The 23443-nt window shown below is 60.1% G+C and carries 18 protein-coding genes; 11 read left to right on the top strand and 7 right to left on the bottom strand.

All coding sequences use genetic code 11. The features are described from left to right. Positions 1-438 (top strand): FAD-binding oxidoreductase (locus tag AAC126_RS06315; RefSeq protein ID WP_339851195.1); only part of this gene is annotated, 438 nt, incomplete at its 5' end. Positions 439-502: 64 nt separating this feature from the next. Here the strand turns inward: AAC126_RS06315 and AAC126_RS06310 are convergent. Continuing rightward, on the bottom strand, positions 503-2794 hold the full coding sequence (locus AAC126_RS06310; RefSeq protein WP_339851192.1) for an arginine/lysine/ornithine decarboxylase: 2292 nt from the start codon (positions 2792-2794) through the stop codon (positions 503-505). A 297-nt stretch (positions 2795-3091) separates the two neighbouring features. Between AAC126_RS06310 and AAC126_RS06305 the strand changes: the two genes are divergently transcribed. The 3 genes from AAC126_RS06305 to AAC126_RS06295 all read left to right on the top strand — a co-directional run bounded on the left by AAC126_RS06305 (position 3092) and on the right by AAC126_RS06295 (position 6829). Continuing rightward, the gene (locus AAC126_RS06305; RefSeq protein ID WP_339851189.1) at positions 3092-4690 is read left to right on the top strand and encodes an MBL fold metallo-hydrolase; all 1599 of its coding nucleotides are present in this window, start codon (positions 3092-3094) and stop codon (positions 4688-4690) included. Positions 4691-4810: 120 nt separating this feature from the next. Then, the gene (locus AAC126_RS06300; RefSeq protein ID WP_339851186.1) at positions 4811-5719 is read left to right on the top strand and encodes a LysR family transcriptional regulator; all 909 of its coding nucleotides are present in this window, start codon (positions 4811-4813) and stop codon (positions 5717-5719) included. Positions 5720-5839: 120 nt separating this feature from the next. After that, on the top strand, positions 5840-6829 hold the full coding sequence (locus AAC126_RS06295; protein ID WP_339851183.1) for a zinc-dependent alcohol dehydrogenase family protein: 990 nt from the start codon (positions 5840-5842) through the stop codon (positions 6827-6829). 45 nt (positions 6830-6874) lie between these two features. Here the strand turns inward: AAC126_RS06295 and AAC126_RS06290 are convergent, their stop codons facing one another. After that, on the bottom strand, positions 6875-8074 hold the full coding sequence (locus tag AAC126_RS06290; RefSeq protein ID WP_339851181.1) for a CoA transferase: 1200 nt from the start codon (positions 8072-8074) through the stop codon (positions 6875-6877). A gap of 347 nt (positions 8075-8421) precedes the next feature. On the opposite strand from AAC126_RS06290, the gene AAC126_RS06285 reads away from it, so the two are divergent. Together AAC126_RS06285 and AAC126_RS06280 are read left to right on the top strand one after the other, a co-directional pair. Further along, positions 8422-9111 (top strand): hypothetical protein, encoded by a 690-nt coding sequence (locus AAC126_RS06285; protein ID WP_339851179.1) that lies wholly within the window; start codon positions 8422-8424, stop codon positions 9109-9111. A gap of 133 nt (positions 9112-9244) precedes the next feature. Continuing rightward, the gene (locus AAC126_RS06280; RefSeq protein WP_339851176.1) at positions 9245-10510 is read left to right on the top strand and encodes an MFS transporter; all 1266 of its coding nucleotides are present in this window, start codon (positions 9245-9247) and stop codon (positions 10508-10510) included. 35 nt (positions 10511-10545) lie between these two features. Here the strand turns inward: AAC126_RS06280 and AAC126_RS06275 are convergent, their stop codons facing one another. From AAC126_RS06275 to AAC126_RS06260, 4 genes are all read right to left on the bottom strand, one after another. After that, positions 10546-12066, bottom strand: a complete 1521-nt coding sequence (locus AAC126_RS06275) for a tripartite tricarboxylate transporter permease (protein WP_339851174.1) — start codon at positions 12064-12066, stop codon at positions 10546-10548. 1 nt (position 12067) lies between these two features. After that, positions 12068-12562 (bottom strand): tripartite tricarboxylate transporter TctB family protein, encoded by a 495-nt coding sequence (locus AAC126_RS06270; RefSeq protein WP_339851172.1) that lies wholly within the window; start codon positions 12560-12562, stop codon positions 12068-12070. Positions 12563-12683: 121 nt separating this feature from the next. Then, complete coding sequence (locus AAC126_RS06265) at positions 12684-13685, bottom strand: tripartite tricarboxylate transporter substrate binding protein (protein WP_339851169.1); 1002 nt, start codon at positions 13683-13685, stop codon at positions 12684-12686. Between the two features lie 62 nt (positions 13686-13747). Next, on the bottom strand, positions 13748-15457 hold the full coding sequence (locus AAC126_RS06260) for a thiamine pyrophosphate-binding protein (RefSeq protein WP_339851167.1): 1710 nt from the start codon (positions 15455-15457) through the stop codon (positions 13748-13750). Positions 15458-15616: 159 nt separating this feature from the next. Between AAC126_RS06260 and AAC126_RS06255 the strand changes: the two genes are divergently transcribed. The 4 genes from AAC126_RS06255 to AAC126_RS06240 all read left to right on the top strand — a co-directional run bounded on the left by AAC126_RS06255 (position 15617) and on the right by AAC126_RS06240 (position 20284). Then, the gene (locus tag AAC126_RS06255; RefSeq protein ID WP_339851164.1) at positions 15617-16303 is read left to right on the top strand and encodes a GntR family transcriptional regulator; all 687 of its coding nucleotides are present in this window, start codon (positions 15617-15619) and stop codon (positions 16301-16303) included. A 166-nt stretch (positions 16304-16469) separates the two neighbouring features. After that, positions 16470-17858, top strand: a complete 1389-nt coding sequence (gene fumC, locus AAC126_RS06250; RefSeq protein ID WP_339851161.1) for a class II fumarate hydratase — start codon at positions 16470-16472, stop codon at positions 17856-17858. Between the two features lie 430 nt (positions 17859-18288). Next, positions 18289-18720 carry a universal stress protein gene (locus AAC126_RS06245; protein ID WP_339851158.1) on the top strand — a complete coding sequence of 144 codons (432 nt, stop codon included), beginning with the start codon at positions 18289-18291 and terminating at the stop codon, positions 18718-18720. A 16-nt stretch (positions 18721-18736) separates the two neighbouring features. Further along, a complete protein-coding gene (locus AAC126_RS06240; RefSeq protein WP_339851155.1) occupies positions 18737-20284 on the top strand; it encodes an alanine/glycine:cation symporter family protein in 1548 nt (515 codons plus the stop codon). A 122-nt stretch (positions 20285-20406) separates the two neighbouring features. On the opposite strand, the gene AAC126_RS06235 is transcribed toward AAC126_RS06240, so the two are convergent. After that, entirely contained in the window at positions 20407-22413 is a 2007-nt protein-coding gene (locus AAC126_RS06235; RefSeq protein WP_339851152.1) for a methyl-accepting chemotaxis protein, read from the bottom strand. Between the two features lie 410 nt (positions 22414-22823). Between AAC126_RS06235 and AAC126_RS06230 the strand changes: the two genes are divergently transcribed. Next, on the top strand, positions 22824-23438 hold the full coding sequence (locus tag AAC126_RS06230; RefSeq protein ID WP_339851148.1) for a flavin reductase family protein: 615 nt from the start codon (positions 22824-22826) through the stop codon (positions 23436-23438). Positions 23439-23443: the final 5 nt, after the last annotated feature.

Below are 23443 nucleotides of genomic sequence, written 5' to 3'. Positions count from 1 at the left end.
CGCTATATTCTCGATTATTACCGCCTGTCGGCCGACAAGCGCATGCTGTTCGGCGGCGGTACGGTCTATGGCGGCACGGACCCGCACGATATCAGAGCCAAGCTGCTACCGAACATGAACAAGGTTTTCCCGCAGCTGAAAGGCGTGAAGATCGACTTCGCCTGGAGCGGGAATTTCGCCCTCTCGTTCAGCCGCGTGCCGCAGATGGGCCGGATTGGCAACAACACCTATTTCGCCCACGGCTATAGCGGACACGGCGTTACCGGCTCCCACACCTTCGGCCGTATTCTGTCGGAAGCCATCAATGGCGACAGGACCAGGTTCGACGTGTTCGAGAAGGTGCCGTGGTACCCGTTCCCGGGCGGCCGGATGTTCCGGGTGCCCTATTCGGCGGCCGGATCATGGTGGTACGCGCTCCGGGACAAGCTGGGGATCTAGTTACAGAAAAGGCGCGGCCTGCGAAGGCCGCGCCTTTTGGCTTTTACAGATATAACCGCTCAACTCACTCAGCCACACAATCCGCGAAATAGTGCATCTGCCCGTCTTCGCCGACTTCCTGCACGAGGCCGTGAATATCGGTTTCGAAGCCGGGGCATTCGCGGGCGAATTCGCGATTGAATTTCAGATATTCGACGATCTTGCCGTTGAAGACCTCACCCGGAATCAGCAGCGGGATGCCCGGCGGGTAGGGGGTGACGAGGCTGGTGGTGATGCGTCCCTCAAGCTCGTCGATCGGCACGCGCTGCGTGGTGCGGCGGGCGATGTGGGAGAAGGCCTCGCTGGGGATCATGGCCGGTGTCAGGTCGCTCAGATACATGTCGGTGGAGAGGATCGCCACGCCGTATTTGGCGTAGAGCGCATGCACATGCTGGCAGAGATCGCGCAGACCCATGCCCTCGTAGCGTTTCTGGGTGGCGCAGAATTCCGGCATGGTGCGCCACATCGGCTGGTTCTTGGCGTAATCGTCCTTGAACTGCTGCAACGCGGTCAGCAGCGTGTTCCAGCGGCCCTTGGTGATGCCGATGGTGAACATGATGAAGAAGCTGTAGAGGCCGGTTTTCTCCACCACCACGCCGTGCTCGGCCAGATATTTGGTCACGATGGAAGCGGGTATGCCCCAGTCGTCGAAGCGGCCGTCGAGATTGAGGCCGGGGGTGACGATCGTGGCCTTGATCGGGTCCAGCATATTGAAGCCCGGCGCCATGTCGCCGAAGCCGTGCCAGGAATCCTCGCCGTCTGACGCCTGAACGCCATCTGCATCGGTTTTCTTCAGCACCCAGTCCTTGGTGCTGCCCACGCCTTCCTCGGCCAGCGCATCCGGTCCCCAGACCTGGAACCACCAGTCGTCCTCGCCGAATTCCTCGTCGACCTTGCGCATCGCGCGGCGGAAATCGAGCGCCTCGGCGATGCTTTCCTCCACCAGCGCGGTGCCCGCCGGCGGCTCCATCATGGCGGCCGCGACGTCGCAGCTGGCGATGATGCTGTATTGCGGGCTGGTGCTGGTGTGCATCAGGTAGGCTTCGTTGAAGAGGTGCCGGTCCAGCTTGGCTTCCTGCGAGTCCTGTACCAGCACATGGCTCGCCTGACTGATCCCGGCCAGCAGCTTGTGAATGGATTGCGTGGCATAAGTCACCGAGTGCTTCGTCCGTTCCCGCTTGCGGCCCATCGAGTGATAGGTGCCGTAGAACGGGTGGAAGGAGGCATGCGGCAACCAGGCTTCGTCGAAATGCAGGTTCTCGACATAGCCGTCGAGCATGCCCTTGATGGTTTCGGTGTTGTAGAGCACACCGTCATATGTGGACTGGGTCAGGGTCATGATCCGGGGCTTGACGCTATCGGCATCGACATCCTGAAGCAGCGGATTGGCGCGGATCTTTGCCTTGATCGACTCGATTTCGAACTCGGCCTGCGGGATCGGGCCGATGATGCCGAAATGATTGCGCGTCGGCTTCAGGAAGACCGGGATGGCACCCGTCATGATAATCGAGTGCAGGATCGACTTGTGGCAGTTGCGGTCCACCACGACTACGTCACCCGGCGCCACGGTGTGGTGCCAGACCATCTTGTTCGAGGTCGAGGTGCCGTTGGTCACGAAGAAGCAATGGTCGGCGTTGAAAATGCGTGCGGCATTGCGCTCCGACGCGCCGATCGCGCCGTTATGGTCCAGCAGCTGGCCCAGCTCCTCCACGGCATTGCAGACGTCGGCGCGCAGCATGTTTTCGCCGTAGAACTGGTGATACATCTGGCCGATCGGGCTTTTCAGGAAGGCGACGCCGCCCGAGTGGCCGGGGCAGTGCCACGAATAGGAACCGTCCTCGGCATAATCGAGCAGCGCCTTGAAAAAGGGCGGCTGAATGCTCTCGAGATAGCTCTTGGCCTCGCGGATGATGTGGCGGGCGACGAATTCCGGCGTGTCCTCGAACATGTGGATGAAGCCGTGCAGCTCGCGCAGGATATCGTTAGGGATGTGCCGGCTGGTCTTGGTCTCGCCGTAGATATAGATCGGCACCTCGGAATTCTTCCAGCGCACTTCCTCGATGAAGGTCCGCAGATTCAGAACCGCGGGATCGAGATCGGGACCGGGGGTGAATTCCTCGTCATCGATGGACAGGACGAAGGCGCTGGCCCGGGACTGCTGCTGGGCGAATTGCGACAGGTCGCCATAGGTGGTCGCCCCGAGCACTTCGAAGCCTTCGGCTTCGATGGCTTGCGCAATGGCGCGAATGCCGAGGCCTGAAGAATTTTCGGAGCGAAAATCTTCATCGATGATGACGACGGGAAAGCGGAACTTCATGGACATGTCCTAACGGGAACATTGGTTATAGGGGACGCCCGTCCCCAATCCATAGACCAGCTCAACCACCCTGCCAACGAGGATTGGAGACCGCTGGTGCGCTACCGGGTGCTCAGTTCAAGGCAGGTCATCCGTTCCGCCGTCAAGCCGCATCGAGTTTCGCGGGGTTCCGGAGCGTTTCGACGTTGCGCCGATCTTTAACCGGGGCATGCGGGCTGCCGGGCTTAATCTGTCGGTGCTTGCTGGCGGCGTCTGGTAACATTCTTGGATTGAGCGCGATCAACGGAGTTTTATCGAATGATCCTGACATTCTGCGGCGCGGCCGGGACCGTTACCGGCTCGTGCTATTGGTTGCAAACGGACCGGTGCCAGTTCCTGGTCGATTGCGGAATGTTTCAGGGATCGAAGACCCTGAAGGAGCTCAACTACGGCCCTTTTCCTTTCGATCCGAAGGAGATCTCGTTCGTGCTGCTGACCCATGCCCATATCGACCACTCGGGCCTCATTCCCAAGCTGGTCAAGCAGGGCTTCACGGGGCAGATCTTTGCCACGAGAGGGACGGTCGATCTCTTGACCTATATGTTGCCGGACAGTGGCGGGATACAGGAAATGGAGGTCGAGAGGCTGAACAGGCGGAACGCCCGGCGGGGGCGTCCGGAGGTTACCCCGATCTATGGCAGGGAAGATGCGCAGGCTGCGCTCGGCTCTTTTTCCTCCGTCGAGTACGAGACGTGGCGTGATGTTGGCAATGGCGTGCGTGCCCGCTTCTGGAATGCCGGGCACATCCTCGGCTCGGCGTCTGTCGAGGTGGAAGTGTCGTCCGGCGCCCGGGGTGCCCGCCTTTCCCGGCTGCTGTTTTCAGGCGATATCGGACCCGACCACAAGCTGTTGCACCCGGACCCGGACGCCCCGGGAAACTGGGACTGGGTCTGCTGCGAGGCAACCTATGGCGGGCGGCCACGTGTCGATGTGACTCCCGAACACCGGCGAACTGTACTGGCGGAGGAAGTGAACAAGGCACTGTCGCGGGGAGGTAACCTGTTGATCCCCGCGTTCGCGGTCGAACGAACGCAGGAGCTTTTGCTCGATCTGGGGGCGCTGTTCGACCAGAATCGTATCCCTCAGGTGCCGGTGTTCCTCGACTCGCCGCTTGCGATCAGAGCGACCGAGGTCTTCGAGAAGAACGCCTCCGTTCTTGAGGATATTCCAGTCGTTGGAGCCAGCTTCCGGCGCGAGAATGTCCGCTTCACCGAGTCCGTCGATGAAAGCAAGTTGATCGCCCGTGTGAAGGGTGGGGCGATTATCATCGCCGGCAGCGGCATGTGCGATGCAGGTCGCATCCGGCACCATCTGAAGCAGAATCTGTGGCGCTCCAGTGCGACGGTCTTGCTGGTCGGCTATCAGGCTCCCGGCTCCCTGGGGTCGCTTCTCGCGGCTGGAGCCGGTGCCGTCACGATTTTTGGTGAGGATCTCCGGGTAAAAGCGGCGATCCGGCAGATCGATGTGTATTCCGGGCATGCTGACGGAGACGAGTTAATCAACTGGTTGATGGACCGGATGCCCGTGAAGTCGGGGATCTTCCTCACACATGGTGAGGAGGAAGCTCTTTCGGCCATGCGTGCCGGTCTCGAAGCCAAGGGCGTCGAGCCGGAACGGATCGTCATCCCGCAACTGGACGATGCCGTCGATTTGTCGGCCGGCCATGCTGCGATCAAATTCAAGAAAAAAGCCCGGCGGCTCACGCCGGAAGCGGTTAGGGGGCCGGATTGGCATAACGATCTGGCGGAATTCACGCTTCGCCTCAGGGAAAAGATGGAAGCTGCCGCCGATGATCGGTCACGGCGCAAGATCATCCGCCGTGTCGTCAGAGCCCTGGATGATCCCAAACGGCTATAATTCGAATTACCAGTGGAGCTACAGGCTTGATGTGTCGCTGATCTTGCCCTGATTTCACTTGTTTGATCCGCTGAAGGCTGGTGTGTTCCCATCAGTTTTCGTGTTTTGGGTATAATCACGATGGACACCGAAGGCATTCGCCTCTTTGTGAAGGCGGCGGACATGCTCAATATCAGTGCTGCCGGACGCCAGCTCGGACTGGCGCCAGCCGTTGCGAGCGCGCGGCTTGCCAAGCTGGAAAATCAGGTTGGAGCGGATTTGTTGCACCGCTCCACCAGGAAGGTTTCCCTGTCGCTGGAAGGTGCCGAGTTTTTACCCTTTGCCAGAGAGATCCTCGCGCAGGAAGATGCCGCACTTGCCGCCCTGGGCCACGGCAGTCTCGAAGTCAGGGGAACCTTGCGCTTTGCCGCGTCCAGTTCCTTTGCCCAACTTTTCATTGCCCCGATCCTGCCGGAATTCCTCGATCGTTATCCTGGCGTGAATCTCGAGCTCAATTTCTCCGATATGCAGACGAACCTTATCGAAGGCGGTTTTGATCTCGCCTTGCGCAACTATGCCATTGAGGACAGTAGTCTCCGGGCACGAAAGCTGGCTGATGACACGCGTATTCTCTGTGCGTCTCCGGATTATCTGGCCCGGCATGGAACACCCCATCTACCCGAGGATCTGGAGCAGCATCAGATGCTGATCTTCATGAAAGGTTCTGCGCGCAATCTGCTGGCTGGTGACGGTAAGCCGGCTGGCATGTTTCCTCCGCCCGGAGCCAGAAAGCGCGTGGAGTGTGATGACGGCGCGAGCATGCGCATTGCGACCACGGCGGGTGTCGGTATTTCGGTAAATTCGATTTGGAGTGTTCACAGGGAAATCCGGGAAGGTTCCCTCGTGCGGGTTTTGCCCGATTACGAGATCGAGGATAAATCAGCGATCTGGCTGGTCTATCCAAAGTCAAATGTCCTGACGGCGAAGGTCCGGGTGTTCATAGATTTTCTGTTGGAGAAGATTGGCGATCCTCCGATCTGGGGAAGATGAGGGGCATTTGGATATATTATATTGAAAATCCGAAAACTAATTCTGATTAATGCTCGTTTATATATGTAATATAAAATTTATATCTACCGGACTGAACAGTTATCCCGCTGGAGATGTCCGATGAAAGCAATGATCCTCAACGAATATGGCGAAAACGCTACATTCACAGAGACTGAACTCCCCCAACCTTCCGTAAAGGCCGGACATGTGCTGGTCCGTGTCGCTGCGACAAGCGTGAACACGGTCGATACGATGATCCGTCAAATGGGGCAGGAAAATCTGCCTATATCACCCGATCTGCCGGCAGTGCTCGGTATGGATTTCGCCGGTATCGTTGAAGCGGTTGGCGAAGGTGTCACCGGTTTCGCGCCGGGCGACGAGATCTATGGCTGCGCCGGAGGGCTCATGGATTTGCAGGGAGCGCTCGGGGAATACATTCTGGCAGATAGCAAGCTGATCGCGCACAAGCCGAAATCCCTTTCGATGCGCGAGGCGGCGGCGCTGCCTCTCGTTGCCATCACTGCCTTTGAAGGCCTGCAGCGCGCCAATATTCACGCCGGCCAGAAGGTTCTGGTTCATGGTGGCGCAGGCGGTGTTGGACATGTTGCTGTCCAGCTCGCCAAGCATTCCGGGGCCGAGGTCTATGCAACGGTTTCCGGCGGGGAGCAGGCTGGGATCGTCGAAGGATATGGCGCCATCGTCATCAATTATAAAACCGAGACCGTTTCGGACTATGTGAACAAGCATACGGGCGGTGCCGGGTTCGATATTGTCTATGACTCGGTCGGTGGCGCCAATCTGACGAACTCCTTCGAAGCGGCTGCCTTGAACGGTCACGTCGCCACAACGGTGTCCATGGTTGAGCTGGATCTGACAGCAGCGCACTTCAAGGGGCTGTCCCTGCATGTCGTCTTCATGCTGATCCCGATGATCCACGATTATAAACGGGAAGAGCACGGAGCGATCCTGACGGAACTTGCCGGAATCGTGGATTCCGGCAAGCTGACGCCCCTGCTGGATGAAAAGACGTTCGGGCTTGCCGATGTCGGGCAGGCCTATGACCGGCTGACCAGCGGGCAGGCCATTGGCAAGGTTGTCGTCGAGATCTGAACGCTCGCCAAGACCGGATAAAGGGTGGAGAGGGCGGTGAGCCGCTCACTCCACCCCGGCGAGGATGGCGTCGATTTCCTCCGGTGTGCAGTTCAGCTCTTCCAGGATCGCGCGGCTGTCCTGGCCGACCCTGACCGGCGCGCTGGCCTGGGTCATCGGGCCGTCCTCGTTGGCCAGGAAGGGCGCACCGACCAGCTCTGGTTTCCCGTCAAGACCGTCACCGGATGCCGTGACCAGAATGCCCCGGTGCGCGAGTTGCGGGTCCGAAAGCGCTGCTTCCAGGCCGCGTACTTGCTGCACCGCGACGCCATGCTGTTTCAGGACCGGGAGCCATTCCTCCGCGGTCCGGGTTCTCATGGCGGCCTGCACCAGTTCCCGGCCTGTCCCGAAATTTTCCTGACGTGCGGTCTCCGTTGCGTAGCGCGGGTCCTGCAGGCTTTTCTCAAGCCCGAGGGCACGGAAACAGGCCTCCTGCTGCGCCGGTGTCAGGGTCGCCAGCAGCAGGAGGCCGTCGCGTGTCTCGAAGGCGCCTGCAGTGGGCTGCGCCATCGGCGAGCCATTGCCGAGCAGGCCTGGGAGATTGCCGCGCATCATGTAGTCCGCCGCCTGGCAGGACATCATCTGAAGGGCGGTGTCGTACATCGCGACGTCGAGATACTGGCCCTGGCCGGTGACCGCGCGCCGGTACAGCGCGGAGGCAATCGCGTAGGCCGCCGAGATGCCGGTGGTCATATCGATCAGCATGAAGCCGACGCGGGTCGGGCCAACTTCCTTGTGGCCGGTCAGGGTCATCATGCCGGAATCGGCCTGCACGGCGACATCATATGCCCGTTCGGTGCTTTTCGGGCCGGTCTGGCCGTAGCCGCTGATCGAGCAATAGACCACGTTCGGGTTGGCCGCGCGCACGCTCTCGTAATCGATACCGAGCTTGGCCGCGACACCCGGAACGAAATTCTCCACCACCACATCCGCGTTCTCGACCAGTTTGAGCGCGGCCGCCCGGCCGGCGTCCGACTTGAGGTCGAGCGCGATGCTGCGCTTGTTGAGATTGACGGTGAGGAACGCGGGGGACATCCGCTTTGCCGCCATTTCCGGATCCGTCAGAACGCCGCGCAACTGATCGCCGTCGCCCGGCGGTTCGATCTTGATCACGTCGGCATCGAGCAGGCCCAGCATCTGCGTTGCCACCGGCCCGGACAGCACGCGGCTGAAATCGATGACCCTTATGCCCTTGAAGGCTTTCATGCGCTTGCTCCCTGAAATCCTTGCATTTCGCAATTGTTCGACCGGTCTCTCGAACCGGCCTTTTGTTTGCTTGATAATGAATGGACCGGGGTGAGTAGTCCCGATTTTTATGCGGTTTTCTGCGGGCTTGAATTTGCGGCCGGTCATTGCCTTATGGATTGCTCGTGGCCGGGTTTTCGGGGCTTGGAGCAGGTAAATTCATCATCGGATTTTAGTCGCCAAAACCCATCTTCCCCTGAATAATTACTCTCGAAATACCGTATCCGGAAATTTCCAGTGCGATGCCGCCGACCGGGGCGGAATCGTTACGCGCCAGGCTCTGCTGCGCGAAAGAAAGCTGATCTCGAATGGGCAATACATACAAGGTTCAGGTGCTTCATTTCTCCAATATCCTGGAAATAGAGGGCGCGCGGACGACACGCGATTTCGAGGCGCTGCTCGATGCCATGGAATACGGTGACCTGTCCGGGCTGAGCGACGCGGAGAAGCGGGAGATGTGCATCCTGTCGCTGCAGGACCGGGAGCCCGAGGAGGCGGCGTATCTGGTGCTGAAGCACGATATGGCAGACGTCCTTCGCGACGGGCAGATGCGCAACGCCGCCGGTGAGATGCAGGACGAGAAGCTCTGGGAGGAATATTCGAATTCCACCCTGCACGAACGGTTCTTCAATGCCGGGAGCCTGCTCTATGCGGCTTTTCCCAAATCTTTCCCGAAGCCCGATGCGGTCCGTCTGGAGCTTCAGATCACGGCGGCCGGGGCGGGCGCGAAGCAGCTGCTGAAGAACGTCGATAACGAGTCGTTTCTGGTCCGGCTGCTGGCGGATGGCATGGATGATCATGCCATCCTGCACCGGTTGTACGGCGATCAATTGTCCGGAAAATCGTTCCCAAATGCCGCCGAGATTGTCTGGACCGTGCGCGCGGAGCCTGCGGGCGAAGACACGGTAAAACTGGAGGTCATCAGCTCCGGCTATTGGCTGGACGCGCTCGAGCGCACGAAGAATTATGAGTCCGCCGCCTATCCCGATGCAGCCTAACGCAGGGACCGCACACTCACAGGCGGGGGCAGGTATCCTATCTTTCCTTTCCGCCACCCGGTGCCTCGGCTAGATTCCTCCCGCCGCACCAATACGGACGGCTCCTGAATCATTCAGCCAGGCAGGTCATTAAATGAGTATCGCGTCCATACTTGCGGTGCGGGAAGTCGACAGCCCCTACGCCTGGTTTCGGCTCTCCATGTCGTTGCTGATCAGCATGATCGGCGGTGTCGGCCTGTGGTCCGTCGTGGTCATTCTGCCGGCGGTGGAGGCGGACTTTAATCTGGCCCGGGCCGATGCCTCGCTGCCCTATACGGTGACCATGATCGGCTTTGCCGTCGGCGGTATCCTGATGGGAAAGCTGGCTGACCGGTATGGCATCGTGGTGCCGCTGCGTTTCGGCGCGGTCGCCCTTGCGCTCGGCTACGGCCTGTCCTCGCAGGCGGAAACGCTCTGGCAGTTCGCGCTGCTTCAGGGGCTGCTGGTCGGCATGCTCGGCAGTTCCGCCAGCTTCGGGCCGGTGATTTCCGACGTCACGCACTGGTTTCAGCGCAGGCGCGGGATTGCCGTCGCCATCGGTGCCAGCGGAAGCTATCTCGCGGGCACGATATGGCCGCCCATGGTGCAGTATTTTGTCGATGCGTATGGCTGGCGCGACACGCACATGATCATCGCGGGCATCTGCCTCTGTACCCTTCTGCCGCTCTCGGCGGCGCTGCGGGCACGCACGCCAACCGCCCCCGTGCCGGCGCCGGGCACATTGTCAGGCACGGCGGCCGGCGGTGTACAGGAGAGCTATGAAGGCGCCTTGCCGCGCCCCGCCGTGCAGGGGTTACTCCTTGTCGCCGGTATCAGCTGCTGTGTCGCCATGGCAATGCCGCAGGTTCATATCGTCGCCTATTGCGGAGATCTCGGTTACGGCACGGCACGGGGGGCGGAGATGCTGTCCCTGATGCTGGCCACCGGCATTGTCAGCCGGCTTCTGTTCGGCTGGATTGCGGACAGGATAGGCGCCTTGCCGACGCTGCTTCTGTCGTCGGTCATGCAGGGGCTGTCGTTGTTGTTGTTCCTGCCCTTTACCGGGCTGTTTTCCCTCTATGCCGTCTCGGCCCTGTTCGGCCTGGCCCAGGGCGGCATTGTGCCAACCTATGCGCTGATCGTGCGGCGGGTCTTCCCGGCGGCGGAAGCGGGCACCCGGGTGGGGCTCGTCCTGTCGGCGACGCTGCTTGGCATGGCGCTTGGCGGCTGGATGTCGGGCAAGATCTACGACATGACCCTGTCCTATGACGCGGCCTTCCTGAACGGCGTGGCCTGGAACCTGCTCAATCTCGGCATTGCCCTGTTCCTCTGGTACCAGCTCGATGGACGGCGCCCGGCGCGGGTCGCCGGGGCCGCCTGAGAGCTGGAAGCCTGAGAGGTCTCAGGAAGTGAGGGTCAGGCCTGCCCCGCAGCATCCCGGCGGGCGCGCCGCGCCGGACGGATCCGCAGAAGCCAGACGAACAATCCGGTCAGCACGAGCAGAATGACGCTTGCGGGACTGCGCAGGAAGATCGTCGGATCGCCATCGGAAACGATCAGGGATCGGCGCAGGAATTCCTCGAAATAGGGACCGAGGATCACGCCCATGAGCGCAGGCACCACCGGATAGCCGAAGGCGCGCAGCAGGAAGGCAAGCACGCCGATCGCCAGTGCCATCCACATCTGGAAGATCGAGAAGGAGGAGGCGTAGACGCCGACCATCGAGATCATCGCGATGAAGGCATAGAGCAGGCCCCGGTTGATCTGCGAAAGCCGCAGATAGATCGGCCCGAAAGCCAGAACCGAGACGAAGACGAGGATCGAGGAGACGAAGAGGGCGGCGAACATCGGCGCGATCACGCCAAAATTGCTGCCGAGCAGTGCCGGCCCCGGAACCAGACCATGGATCAGCAGCACGCCGAAGATGATCGCGGTGACCGCGTCGCCGGGGATGCCCATGGTCAGCAGCGGAATCACGGCACCGCCGCACATGGCATTGTTCGCGGACTCGGAGGCGGCCAGTCCTTCATAGGAGCCGTTACCGAATTTCTCCGGATGTTTGGCACCGCGTTTGGCTTCGGCATAGGCGATGAAGGATGCCATCGAGGCCCCGCCGCCGGGCAGCATGCCGATCAAGACTCCGATGACGGAGCTTTTCAGGTAGGTGACGACGCCGACTTCCTTCAGCTTCTCCCGGCTCGGCAGAAAATCCCTGCGTCTGGGACGGTCGGCCTTGGCGACTGTCCGGGCCATACCGGCGGCGGCCGGCAGGGCTGCCTGGGCGATCAATTCGCACACGGCGAAGAGACCGATCACAGCCGGCAGCAGGCCGATGCCCTCGATCAGGTGATAGCTGCCGAAATCGAAACGTCCGACCGGGACCATCGGGTCGATGCCGACGGTGGAAATCATCAGGCCGATCGCCATGGCGGTCATGGCCTTCATCAGCGATCCCGAGGCGACGATGGTGACCGTCACGATGGCCAGCAGGACCAGAGAGAACTTGTCCGGGGTCTGGAACAGCAGGGCGAGGGAGCTGACCGGCTGGGCCAGGGCGATCAGCACCACGGCACCGATCAGCCCGCCGATGGCGGAGGAGAGCGCACTGACGCCGAGAGCCTGCGGGCCTTCCCCGCGTTTCATCAGGGCATGGCCGTCAATCGTCGTGATCGCGCCTGACGGCGCGCCCGGAATGTTCAGCGTGATGCCGGTGATCGAGCCGGAATAGATCCCGGCCATATAGATCCCGGCGACCATCACCAGCGCATCGGAGACGTTCATCCCGAAGGTGAAGGGCAGCAGCAGGGCAATGGCCAGGGTCGCGGTCAGGCCGGGAATGGCGCCGAACACCAGACCGAGCAGGAAGCCGCCGATCAGATGCAGGAAGGTGAAGGGATTGGCGAGTGCGAGGAAGCCGTCAGCTATCTGGGCAATCATCTCAGAACTCCCAAACCGGCAGATAAAGCTCGAATACCTGCACAAAGAAAAGCCAGCCGAAAAGCGTGACGCCAAAAGCGATCGCAGCGGCGAGGAGGGCGGACGGCAGCCAGACGCCGCGCCGCTCGAAATCGAAGAAGAAGGCAATCATGAACGTGTAGAGGAAAGCCGAGACCAGATAGCCGAGATAGAAGAAACCGATGATGAACAGGACTGTCAGCCCGACGGCGATCAGAGGCCCGACGAGCCGGATGTGGGGCACGTGCTCTGACTGGATGGCGTCGGTTGCGGCAGGTGCCTGGGCGCGGATCTCGGTGAAGAGGATACGTGCGACCGCCAGATAGATGAAAATGCAGAGCATCGAGGGCAGGAACGCCGGGCCCGGCTCGCCAGAGGCGAAGGGCAGGTCCATTTGCAGCACCTGGCTCGCATAAACGGTATTCAGCGCGGTGAGCGCGAGGGCGAATATGACCTGACCGTTCAGTATCCTTGTCATTTCGAAGTCTCTTCCCTGTATATCGGGGCGGTGTCGGCCGGAAAGACTCCGGGCATTCTCCGGGATTGAAACGGGGGATGCACCGGGTCCGAACTGATGTCCGGACCCGGCAGTATCACATTTATTTGCTGAGCAGGCCCGCTTTGACGAGGTCGTCGATCAGCTTGAACGCTTTTGTCTGGGAAGCCTTGACGTAAGCGGTCGTTTCTTCCGCGTTCATCCAGACGGCGCCCATGCCGGTTTCCGCGGAGGTCTTCTGGAATTCAGGCATGTCGAACACCTTGGCGAAGGCATTTTCCAGCACCTTGCGCTGTGCCGGGTCGACGTCGGCCTGGGTGGCGATCAGACGGAAGCTGCCCCAGACAACGTCGAAGCCCTGTTCCTTGAAGGTCGGGACATCCGGGAACAGATCCGAACGCTTGTCGGACATCACGCCGAGAACCCGTGCCTGGCCGGACTGAACGGCGGCGAAAGCAGCAGAAAGGCTGGTGGATGCCGCGTCGGCTTCGCCGGAGAGCAGTGCTTCACGCTGCGGGCCGGAGCCTTTCGGATAGGGCACGTGCTGTACCGTGATGCCGGCCTGCTGTTCGAAATCGATGGCCGGAAGATGCCAGACGCCGCCGGTGCCGACATTGGCGATCTTCAGCGTACCCGGTGCAGCCTTGGCGGCGGCGACGAATTCCTCAAGATTTTTCCACGGAGCGTCCGCCTTCACGATGAGGGCGGTCGGGTGCACGGTCACGGAACCGAGATAGGCGAGCTGCTCGGTGTCGTAACCCGGAACCAGCTTGTAATACGGAACGGTGATGACGCTGTCCCAGGTCAGGGAGCCGATGGTGTAGCCATCGGGACGGGACTTCATCAGACGCAGGGTGCCGACGCCGCTCTGCGCTCCGGTCACATTCTGGGTGTTGATGCCCACGCCAAGCTGCTTCTCGGCGAAGTTCATGAAGGTGCGCATCACGGTGTCCGTGCCGCCACCGGCGCTCCACGGCATGATGTGCATGATATCCTTGCTCGGATAGTCGGCCGCAGTGGCGGTGGAAGTGGCGGTGCCGGTGAACGGCAGTGCCAGCGTGGTCGCCACTAGCAGCGTCTTTGTCAGTTTTCCGAAGAGTTTCATAATCGTCCTCTCTGTCAGGGTTGTGGGTGAGATGTGGCGCGTTGCCCGCGCCTTCGTAATTGTCAGGTGAAGTAGGGAAGATTCTTTTTCTTCGCGGCACGCACCCAGGAGGGCACGAAGGGAATGATCTTGTCCTGCGACGGAACCATGATCTCGATGAAGCTGGCGCCTGGATGTTCGATCGCGGCGCGCAGTGTCGACTCTATCTCGCTCTCGGAGGTGATCCGGGCGGTCTTGAAGCCGAAGCCTTCGGCCACCTTGATATAGTCCACGGCACCGAAATCAGTCGACCACGGCTCGTCGACATCGTCCAGCAGGATCGCTTCGCCGCGAATCCAGCCGTAATTGTCGTTCCGGGTCAGGATGACGGTGATGTTTTTCCCGCTGCGTTTGATGGTTTCGAAATCTCCAAGGACGAAGGCAAGTGAGCCGTCGCCGGTGAAGGATATCACAGGTCCGTCATTCGCGTAGGAAGCCCCGATTCCGGCCGGAACCGAATAGCCGAGCGCGCCCATCGAGTAGTTGGTGATATAGCCCCGGCCCGCCTGTTTCAGCGAGAGCAGGGCGGAGGGATAGATCGCGCTGACACCCGGTTCCGCCGTGACAATGGCGTTGGCCGGCAGAATGGCATCCAGCGCCTGGGTCAGCTTGACCGGCGAGATGGTGCCTTCCGGCATTGGGATATTGGAGTTGAAGACGTTGTCGAGCGCGGTGCGCTTGATCTCGGTAAGGTCGAGTGTCTCGCGCTTCAGGTCCGGGTGCCCGTCCTTGATCAGCTCGACCATGTATTCGAGCGTGGCGCGGGCATCGCCGACGAGGCCGACCTTCAGCGGAAAATTGTTGCCGACATGGGCTTCGGCGATATCCAGATGCAGGAAGGTCTTGCTCTTCGGGTCGCCATAGAGCTGCCAGTGATCCGTCGAGCTCGAATCCGTGTTGGTGCCGATAAAGAACACCGTATCCGCGTCTTTTAGATAGGCATTCGAATATTCCATGCCGCCGCGCGCGCCGATGACACGGAGTGAGAGCGGGTGCGTTTCGGCGATGGTTCCCTTGCCCGGCGTGGTCGTCGCGACGGGGATCTGCAGCAGCTCGGCGAGTTCGACGAGAACTTCCGACGCGCGGGAAATCAGTCCTCCCTGGCCGCAGACGATGACCGGCTTCCTTGCGGCGAGCAGAGCCGCGACGGCCTCCCGGACCTTCGCATGGTCGGCCACCGGACGGTGTGCCGGATAGTGCTGGTATTCGGGCTCGGCATAGAGATCGTCAATCTCGGCCGTCTCGTGGAAGACGTTGATCGGCACCCGGATATGCACCGGTGCCGGCCGGCCGGAGGTGGCCACGCGGAAGGCGCGGCGCAGCATGAACGGGATTTCCTTCACGTTGGTCAGGTGGAAGGATTCCTTGCAGATGCTGGCATAGAGCGCCGTCTGGTCAACGCCTGTCAGCCCGTGCTTCTTGTCCTGGTTCACCGGGATATCGGAGCTGAAATAGATCACCGGAACGGAGCTCAGATAGGCTTCCGTGATGCCGGGCGTGCAATGGGTCACGCCGGGGCTGGGAGCTTCCAGCACGCAGGGGCGGCCCGTGATCTTGGCATAGGCTTCGGCGGCAAAGGATGCGGTACGCTCATCCCGCGTCAGGACGTACTCGATCTTCGAATGTTGCCGCCACTCCTTGTACCAGCCGATCGTCGTCTCGCCGGGCAGTCCGAAGACATGCGCCACGCCATGGAGCTCCAGCATCTTCAGGATGGCCTGTGCGCCGTTCATGGTACTTCCCACCGGAGAGTCTCCCTAGTTAGGCTAAAAAGAGGAATGCAGTTCTGTATACAGAGTGATACACAGCACTAAATACGAATCAATTGTTTTCTCTCGAACATACTTTACAGTGACGGAGAGCCAGTCAGTGAAATCGGACTTCGAGTAAGAATGACAAGACCCCAGGGCACGGTCGAACGGACCTATTGTCAGCTCAAGGAAATGGCTGCCAACTACGCATTCAAGCCGGATTCCCGTCTGAACGAGAGCGAGTTGTCGAAGAAGCTGGAAACCAGCCGGACGCCGCTGCGCGAGGCGCTGAACAGGCTGGTGGCCGAAGGCTTTCTGACCTCCCGGAGCGGTCAGGGATTCTTCTGCCGTTCGCTTAACCCTACCGAGATCATGAATCTGTACGAGGCGCGCGCCGCGATTGAATGCGAGGCGGTGAAGCTGGCCGCGATGCGGGCGAACCCGGCGGATGTGCTTGAGCTCGAGCGTCTGCTTGAGCAGTCCCATGCCGCGGAATACCAGCCCGGCACGTCGCCGGTGGCTCTGGTCAAGCTGGACGAGGATTTTCATCTGCGTCTGACGGGGCTTTCCGGCAATGCCGAGATGGTCCGCATGCTGGAGAACATGAACGGCCGGATCCATTATGTCCGCCTGATCGACCTGAAAACACTCTCCGAACGCGACGGCCCGGACGTCATCACCACGGAGCCGCATAAGCGCATCCTGGACGCGGTGAAGCGCAAGGACCCGGATGCCGCGCAGCTTGAAATGCGCAGGCATATCGAGCGCCGCCTGGAAGCCATCACGATTAATGTCCGGAGCGCCTTCGCGCAGCTTTATGCGCCCTGATTGCTCCCATCAGGACTTGAATGGCGGGTCAAATCGAGGCATTGAAAACCCGCAATACGACCCGCCGTTAAAGGCGGGCACTGACGGCCTTCCGCCGCCACAATCCTCGGAGCGATGCTGGTCTGAACCATAACCGGGCCCATATGGAGCTATCGGAGGACCGATCATGACCGACACACGCATTGAAACCGACACGATGGGCGAGATGTCCGTTCCGGCGGACAGATACTGGGGCGCCCAGACCCAGAGATCCCTGCAGAATTTCAAGATTGGCGGGGAGCGGATGCCCGTCGCGCTGATCCGCGCCTTCGCGATCCAGAAGAAGGCCGCGGCGCTGGCCAACATGGATCTTGGCAAACTGGACGCGGAGCTTGGCAAGGCCATGGTGGCGGCTGCCGACGAGGTGATCGCGGGCACGCTCGACGATCATTTCCCGCTGGTGGTCTGGCAGACAGGCTCCGGCACCCAGACGAACATGAACCTCAATGAAGTGATCTCGAACCGGGCCATCGAGCTGATGGGCGGCGAGATCGGCAGCAAGCAGCCGGTGCATCCGAACGATCACGTCAATATGGGGCAAAGCTCGAACGACAGTTTCCCGACCGCCATGTCGATTGCCGGTGTGCTCGAGATCGACAGGGCGTTGTTGCCCGCGTTGCAGGAGTTTCATGCGGCTCTGCTGGTGAAAGCAGAGGAATTCTCCGGCATCGTCAAGATCGGCCGGACCCATCTGCAGGACGCGACGCCGGTGACGCTGGGGCAGGAGTTTTCCGGTTATGCCCGGCAGATCGAGCTCGGCATCGAGCGTGTGCGCGGGGCGTTGCCGAGATTGATGGAGCTGGCCCAGGGCGGCACCGCTGTCGGCACGGGGTTGAATGCGGCTCCGGGTTTTGCCGAGAATTTCGTGGAGAAGGTCCGGGAGCTGACCGGTTTGCCCTTCACCAGCGCGGTGAACAAGTTCGAGGCGCTGGCGGCGCATGACGCAATTGTCGAGATGTCGGGTGTTCTCAATGTTCTGGCCGCGAGTTGCATGAAGATCGCGAACGATGTCCGGATGCTTGGCAGCGGTCCCCGCAGCGGGCTTGGGGAGCTGCAATTGCCGGCGAACGAACCCGGCTCGTCGATCATGCCGGGCAAGGTCAACCCGACCCAGTCCGAATCCCTGACGCAGGTTTGTGCCCAGATCATGGGCAATCACACCACGATCACCGTCGCCGGTGCCACGGGGCATTTCGAGCTGAATGTCTTCAAGCCGGTGATGATTTTCAATCTGTTGCAGTCAATCAGGTTGTTGGCCGACGGGACGCGCAGCTTCTCCACCAACTGCGTGGCCGGGATCGAGGCCAATGAAGAGCGTATTCAGCAGCTGATGCAGCAGTCCCTGATGCTGGTGACCGCGCTTAATCCGCATATCGGCTACGACAAGGCAGCCCAGATCGCGAAGAAGGCCTTCAATGACGGCACCAGCCTCAAAGAGGCGACGACCGCTCTCGGACATCTGACGGCCGAGCAGTATGACGAATGGGTGCGGCCGGAGAACATGGTCGGGAAGTAAGCCCGGACATCCTCAGCATTGTTTCCGAACAATAGAACGCCGGCGGGTTTCCCTCCGGCGTTCAGCTTTTACGGGCTTCGGCGTCCTTCTTCAGGGCGCTGCGCGCGACAAGCCAGACGCGCCAATAATTGAAGATATCGCCGGGGACGAAAACCGCGCCGCGCGTCCTGCTTCTCGCCGAACAGGCCGAGGGCGCGTAGGCGGTTCGGGAAAAAGTAGGGCACCCGGCCTACCCTAAAACGCGGAAATGAAGATTGCGGGAATGCGGCATTTGACGGGCCGAGGGTCAATATCGGCCCGCTTCCGCGCCTTAATGCACTGAAATTACATGTCGTATTGGCGATAGACCCTTTTCAAAGCTTGTCTTAAGCTGAACGGATAAACAACCGATGGGGGATAATCCTTTCGGATATGAATAGGGGGTATCAGAATGAAGTTAATTATCGGACTGGATGGTCACGGTTCTGGCGAGCGCGCATTGCAGTTCGGCCAAAATCTGGCATCGGCGGGGACCGACTGTGAGCTCCTCGTTGTTTATGTGATTGAATGGTCACCCTTCTCCTTTCAAACAGCGGAAGAAAACGCTCAGCGTCATAAGCGGCGTGAAGAAGAAATCGCCCTGGCGATGGAACGGGTTGTCGCCCCTGCGGTCGATACACTGAAAAAGGCGGGCGTGAATGCGCGTGGCATGGTCCGGCATGGAAATGTCGCGGACACATTGAACGCTGTCGCGAGTGACGAAAAAGCGGATCAGATCATTGTGGGCCGGACGTCGGAAGGGGGCATTGCCAGCCGCCTTTTCGGCAGCGTCACGGCAAATCTGGTCATGCATGCGGACGTACCGGTAACGGTCGTTGCTTAAAGGGAGGGGGCTCGTAATGAAACGATTTAATCTGGGGGCATTGTTCGCATTGCTCATCGGGGTGGTCAGCACCCCGGCTCTGGCGCAGGAAGCTGAAAGCCTGGACGCAAAGGTCAACGCGATCTTCGCAACGGTAACCGGCCCGTTCGTCAGTCTTATCTTCGCCCCGATCCCGGGAACCAGCTTTCCCTGGATCGTGATGTGGCTGGTTATCGCCGCGACGATCTTCACGCTGTATTTCGGCTTCGTTCAGTTCCGCTTCTTCAAGCATTCCATCGAGCTTGTGAAGGGCGACTATTCCGATCCGAATGATGCCGGTGAGGTCAGCCACTTCCAGGCCCTTGCCACGGCACTGTCCGGCACGGTCGGTCTCGGGAATATCGCCGGTGTGGCGGTTGCCGTCGGGATCGGTGGTCCGGGCGCGACTTTCTGGATGATCCTTGCCGGTCTGATGGGCATGGCATCCAAGTTCACCGAATGTACGCTCGGCGTGAAATACCGGAACGAATATGCGGACGGCACCGTCTCCGGTGGCCCGATGTATTACATCTCCAAGGGGTTTGCCGAAAAGGGGCTTCCCGGCGGCAAGATCCTGGCGGTTCTGTTCGCGATCTTCTGCATCCTTGGTGCATTGGGCGGCGGGAACATGTTCCAGGCCAACCAGGCGCATGCCCAGATCTCCGGTATCGTCGGCGACTTCCCGGGCTGGATTACCGGTCTTGTCTTCGCTGCTGTTGTCTTCCTCGTCATCGTCGGCGGCATGAAGTCGATCGCCAGCGTGACCGAGAAGATCGTGCCGTTCATGGGCATTCTCTACGTCGCGGCGGCGATCATTATTCTGATCGTGAACTACCAGAATATCGGCTGGGCATTCGGCCAGATTTTCGAAGGCGCCTTTACCGGCCTCGGGATTGCCGGCGGTTTCGTCGGGGCCTTGATCCAGGGCTTCAAGCGGGCCGCTTTCTCGAACGAGGCCGGTGTCGGTTCGGCCGCCATCGCGCACTCCGCGGTGCGGACGAAAGAGCCGATCACGGAGGGTTTCGTTTCCCTGCTGGAGCCGTTCATCGATACAGTTGTCATCTGCACGATGACGGCCCTGGTGATCACGATCTCCGGACAGCTGATCGTGGACCCGGCGACGGGGAATTACATGCTCGACGGCTCGCACATCGCGACGATCGACGGGAACTCGGGCGTTGCCCTGACATCCGCTGCCTTCGGCTCGGCGGTCAGCTGGTTCCCTTACGTGCTGGCCATCGCGGTCATCCTGTTCGCGTTCTCGACCATGATCTCCTGGTCCTATTACGGACTGAAGAGCTGGACCTACCTGTTCGGCGAAGGGAAAACAGCGGAACTCGTCTTCAAGCTCCTGTTCTGCGTCTTCGTGGTGATCGGGGCTGCTGCCAATCTCGGCCCGGTGATCGACTTCTCCGACGCGGCGATCTTCGCCATGGCGGTGGTCAATATCATCGGCCTCTACTTCCTGATGGGCGTGGTCAAGAACGAGATGACCTCCTATGTCGAGCGCCTGAAATCGGGCGAGATCCGGAAGTTCAAGAAATAAAGGGCACCTAAAGCGCCAACCGACCTCGTAACGAAAGGAGGCACCTTCACAGGTGCCTCCTTTTTCTTCGGATATGTTCTTAGCGCTGGTGCGGGACGCGGCCGCCCCGCTCGGGTTCCGCGTTATGCGGCCTTGACGCCGGTGAGGAATTTCTCGACCTGGGCGCGGAGCCGGTCGGCCTGAACATTGAGCTCACCGGCCACGCCGGTCACCTGGGTTGCCGCGCTGCCGGTTTCACCGGCGGCCTGCATGACTTCGGTAATGTTGACGGTGACTTCCTGGGTGCCCATTGCCGCTTCTTCGACATTGCGGGCAATCTCGCCTGTTGCTGCCCCCTGCTCATCGACCGCTGCCGCAATGGCTGTGGCAACCTCGTTCAGCTCGTTGATCGTCGCGCCGATGGCGTCCATTGAGCTGACTGCGGCATCGGTTTCCGTCTGGACCCCCCCGATCTGCTGGGAAATCTCTTCCGTTGCCTTGGCCGTCTGGGTCGCCAGGTTCTTCACTTCGGAGGCGACCACGGCAAAGCCCTTGCCGGCTTCTCCGGCCCGCGCCGCCTCGATCGTGGCATTGAGGGCAAGAAGGTTGGTCTGCTCGGCGATGTCGGAAATCAGGTTGATCACCTCGCCGATCTGCTGGGCTGTCTTCGCGAGACTCTTGACCTGATCATTGGTCGCGGTGACCTGATCGACAGCCCGTTTGGACGTATTCGAAGAATGGGCAACCTGACGTCCGATCTCGGCGATGGAAGAGGACAGCTCCTCGGCCGCCGTCGCGACCGTCTGCACATTGGCGGAGGCCTGATGCGCTGCGGAGGCGACAGCCGTGGCGCGTTCATTGGTCTGGTTGGCGATCTGGGACATGGAACCCGCCGTGGCTTCCATTTCCGTCGCCGAGGAGGTCAATCCGTTCAGCAACTCGGAAATACCGGCATCGAATTCCTGGGTAAGCTGTTCGATCCGGCGGCCGCGTTCCTCGCGTGCCTTCGCGGCTTCCTGCTCGCGGGCGGCCATTTCGTCATTCGCGATCATGTTTGCCTTGAACACCTGAACGGCTTCGGCCATGTCGCCGATCTCGTCCTTGTGGTCCTGCCCGGGGATCTCGATGCTCTTGTTACCGTCGGCCAATGTCTTCATGGCAGCGGTAATGTTCTGGATCGGACGCGAGATGCCGGTGCCGATGAGCCATGCGGCAAGGGCGCCAACCACAATGCTGACGACGGAAATCACGATGGTGAACGTGACGGCGCTCTGCATCGCTGCGCTGGCCTGCGGTCCGAGCGTGTCCTGTTCCTGCTTGATCTCGAGCTTCAGGTTTTCAAGATCCCGTGCGACTTGCGGGCCGACCCGATCCAGCGTTCCGGTGATGATGCTGTTGCGGGAAGCTATGGTTTGCTGAACCTTTCTGACCGCGTCCTCATATGTGGCATGCAGAGTTTCGATCTCCGTTGCCAGTTTCTGGCGGGCAGGGTCCTGCAGATCGGCGAGCATAAGCTCGTAATTCTTGGTCATCGTCACCGACTCTTTCAGCACGCGTTCGAATGCTGACGCTTCGTTGGTAACCAGGAATTTTGTGGCATAGAGACGCATCAGGAGCAGGTTGCGTTGCACCATGCCCGCATGGAAAGCAGCGGAGACATCCTGATCGTCATAGGCACTCTGCATGATTTCGGTCAGCGTCTTTTCCATCTGGGGGCCGACGACGTCCAGCGTGTTGAGCACCAGATCGTTCCGGGTGTCTTGCAGGCTGGTGACGTCATCGAAAGAGGTGGAATATTGCTCCAGCTCTTCTCCGGATTTCTTGATCAGCGCGGTCTTCTCATCGCTTGTGACCAGGCCAAGAAACTGTTCCTTCAGCGCCAGGGTCGTGCCGATACGGGTCTTGACCGTCTGGATGCTTTCCTTGCTGCCGTCGATAATGAAATTTTTGACCGCGAGCCGTGCCTCCAGAAGATTGGCCTGGACCCGGCCAGCCTGATTGCTTTGAAGGGCAATGGACCGGTATCGGGTGAACGTGTTGTTGGCGCTGCTTAATTCGTTCCACGCAGTGAACGCGATTACCAGGAGCAGGCCAATGATGATGGCAAAGCCACCAAACACTTTCGCCGATATCTTTACGTTTTTAAGCATGCTCGCCTTGTCTCCGTTAATTCCGCAACCGGTGCTGCTGGATACTTTGTTGGTGCAAGCAGAGCTTATTGACGGGATATGATTTAAAATTCGTAAAAAAATACCCTGAAGTTTATGGTTGTTAACGATATATTTTGAGCGTGTGGTTGGGTTTTCATCGTTAATAGTAAGCAAAAACAATCAACTAAATTCACTTTGAATTTTTTTGAGCGGTTTCGTGCAAAGTATAACGCATAAAAAGCATGGATTTATGGTTGGTCAAATGTGGCGGGCCGGTTACGCAGCGTTTTCGCTGATATCGCTCTGCTCCGTTACCAACAGGCTGCGGACGCGTTATGAGTGAATGCGTCGAGGGTCTCTCGACGCTTTCCCTTTTGCCATCTCTCCCTGCCATGAAACGGACCCCGTAAATGAAGAGCTTTAATCTGGCCGATTTGTCGGCGACTGATGCTTATAAGCTGCTGCGCAATGTGGTAACGCCGCGCCCCATCGCGCTTGTGACCACAATCGATGAGGCGGGGGTCGTGAATGCCGCGCCGTTCTCTTTCTTCAACGCCATCGCCTTCGATCCCTGCATGGTCGTTCTCGGGCTGGAAGCGCGGCCGGACGGCTCTCCGAAGGATACCTCGCGGAACATCCGGGACAGCCGCGAGTTCGTGGTCAATATTGTCGACCGGGCCATGGCCGAGAAGATGAATGCCTGCTCGACGCCTCTGCCACATGGCGAGTCCGAGATCCCGCTCGCCGGGTTCACGGTGGAGCCGTCCGAGACCATCAGGCCGCCCCGCGTTGCCGAGGCGCCGGTTGCACTGGAATGCACCCGTCACACGACGCTTGAGCTGGGCAATCGCCGCGAGATCGTTGTCGGCGAGGTGCGCAGCATTTCCGTCCGCGATGCGCTGGTGCTCGACGAGGAGAAGCTGCATATCGATCATATCGGTCTCGACACCATCGGACGGCTGGGTGCGAACTTCTATGCAACCAGCCGCGATACCTTCGAGATGAAGCGCCCGGACGGTCGTTAGGTACG

Source organism: uncultured Nisaea sp., assembly GCF_963974195.1.
GTDB lineage: Bacteria > Pseudomonadota > Alphaproteobacteria > Thalassobaculales > Thalassobaculaceae > Nisaea.
Note: the sequence above shows the minus strand (reverse complement) of the source record. Positions and strands in the feature narration are given on the sequence as shown.

Coding starts and splice junctions, on each gene's coding strand:
- AAC126_RS06310 (WP_339851192.1), bottom strand. CDS start 2,794: ATGAAGTTCCGCTTTCCCGTCGTCATCATCGATGAAGATTTTCGCTCC.
- AAC126_RS06305 (WP_339851189.1), top strand. CDS start 3,092: ATGATCCTGACATTCTGCGGCGCGGCCGGGACCGTTACCGGCTCGTGC.
- AAC126_RS06300 (WP_339851186.1), top strand. CDS start 4,811: ATGGACACCGAAGGCATTCGCCTCTTTGTGAAGGCGGCGGACATGCTC.
- AAC126_RS06295 (WP_339851183.1), top strand. CDS start 5,840: ATGAAAGCAATGATCCTCAACGAATATGGCGAAAACGCTACATTCACA.
- AAC126_RS06290 (WP_339851181.1), bottom strand. CDS start 8,074: ATGAAAGCCTTCAAGGGCATAAGGGTCATCGATTTCAGCCGCGTGCTG.
- AAC126_RS06285 (WP_339851179.1), top strand. CDS start 8,422: ATGGGCAATACATACAAGGTTCAGGTGCTTCATTTCTCCAATATCCTG.
- AAC126_RS06280 (WP_339851176.1), top strand. CDS start 9,245: ATGAGTATCGCGTCCATACTTGCGGTGCGGGAAGTCGACAGCCCCTAC.
- AAC126_RS06275 (WP_339851174.1), bottom strand. CDS start 12,066: ATGATTGCCCAGATAGCTGACGGCTTCCTCGCACTCGCCAATCCCTTC.
- AAC126_RS06270 (WP_339851172.1), bottom strand. CDS start 12,562: ATGACAAGGATACTGAACGGTCAGGTCATATTCGCCCTCGCGCTCACC.
- AAC126_RS06265 (WP_339851169.1), bottom strand. CDS start 13,685: ATGAAACTCTTCGGAAAACTGACAAAGACGCTGCTAGTGGCGACCACG.
- AAC126_RS06260 (WP_339851167.1), bottom strand. CDS start 15,457: ATGAACGGCGCACAGGCCATCCTGAAGATGCTGGAGCTCCATGGCGTG.
- AAC126_RS06255 (WP_339851164.1), top strand. CDS start 15,617: ATGACAAGACCCCAGGGCACGGTCGAACGGACCTATTGTCAGCTCAAG.
- fumC (WP_339851161.1), top strand. CDS start 16,470: ATGACCGACACACGCATTGAAACCGACACGATGGGCGAGATGTCCGTT.
- AAC126_RS06245 (WP_339851158.1), top strand. CDS start 18,289: ATGAAGTTAATTATCGGACTGGATGGTCACGGTTCTGGCGAGCGCGCA.
- AAC126_RS06240 (WP_339851155.1), top strand. CDS start 18,737: ATGAAACGATTTAATCTGGGGGCATTGTTCGCATTGCTCATCGGGGTG.
- AAC126_RS06235 (WP_339851152.1), bottom strand. CDS start 22,413: ATGCTTAAAAACGTAAAGATATCGGCGAAAGTGTTTGGTGGCTTTGCC.
- AAC126_RS06230 (WP_339851148.1), top strand. CDS start 22,824: ATGAAGAGCTTTAATCTGGCCGATTTGTCGGCGACTGATGCTTATAAG.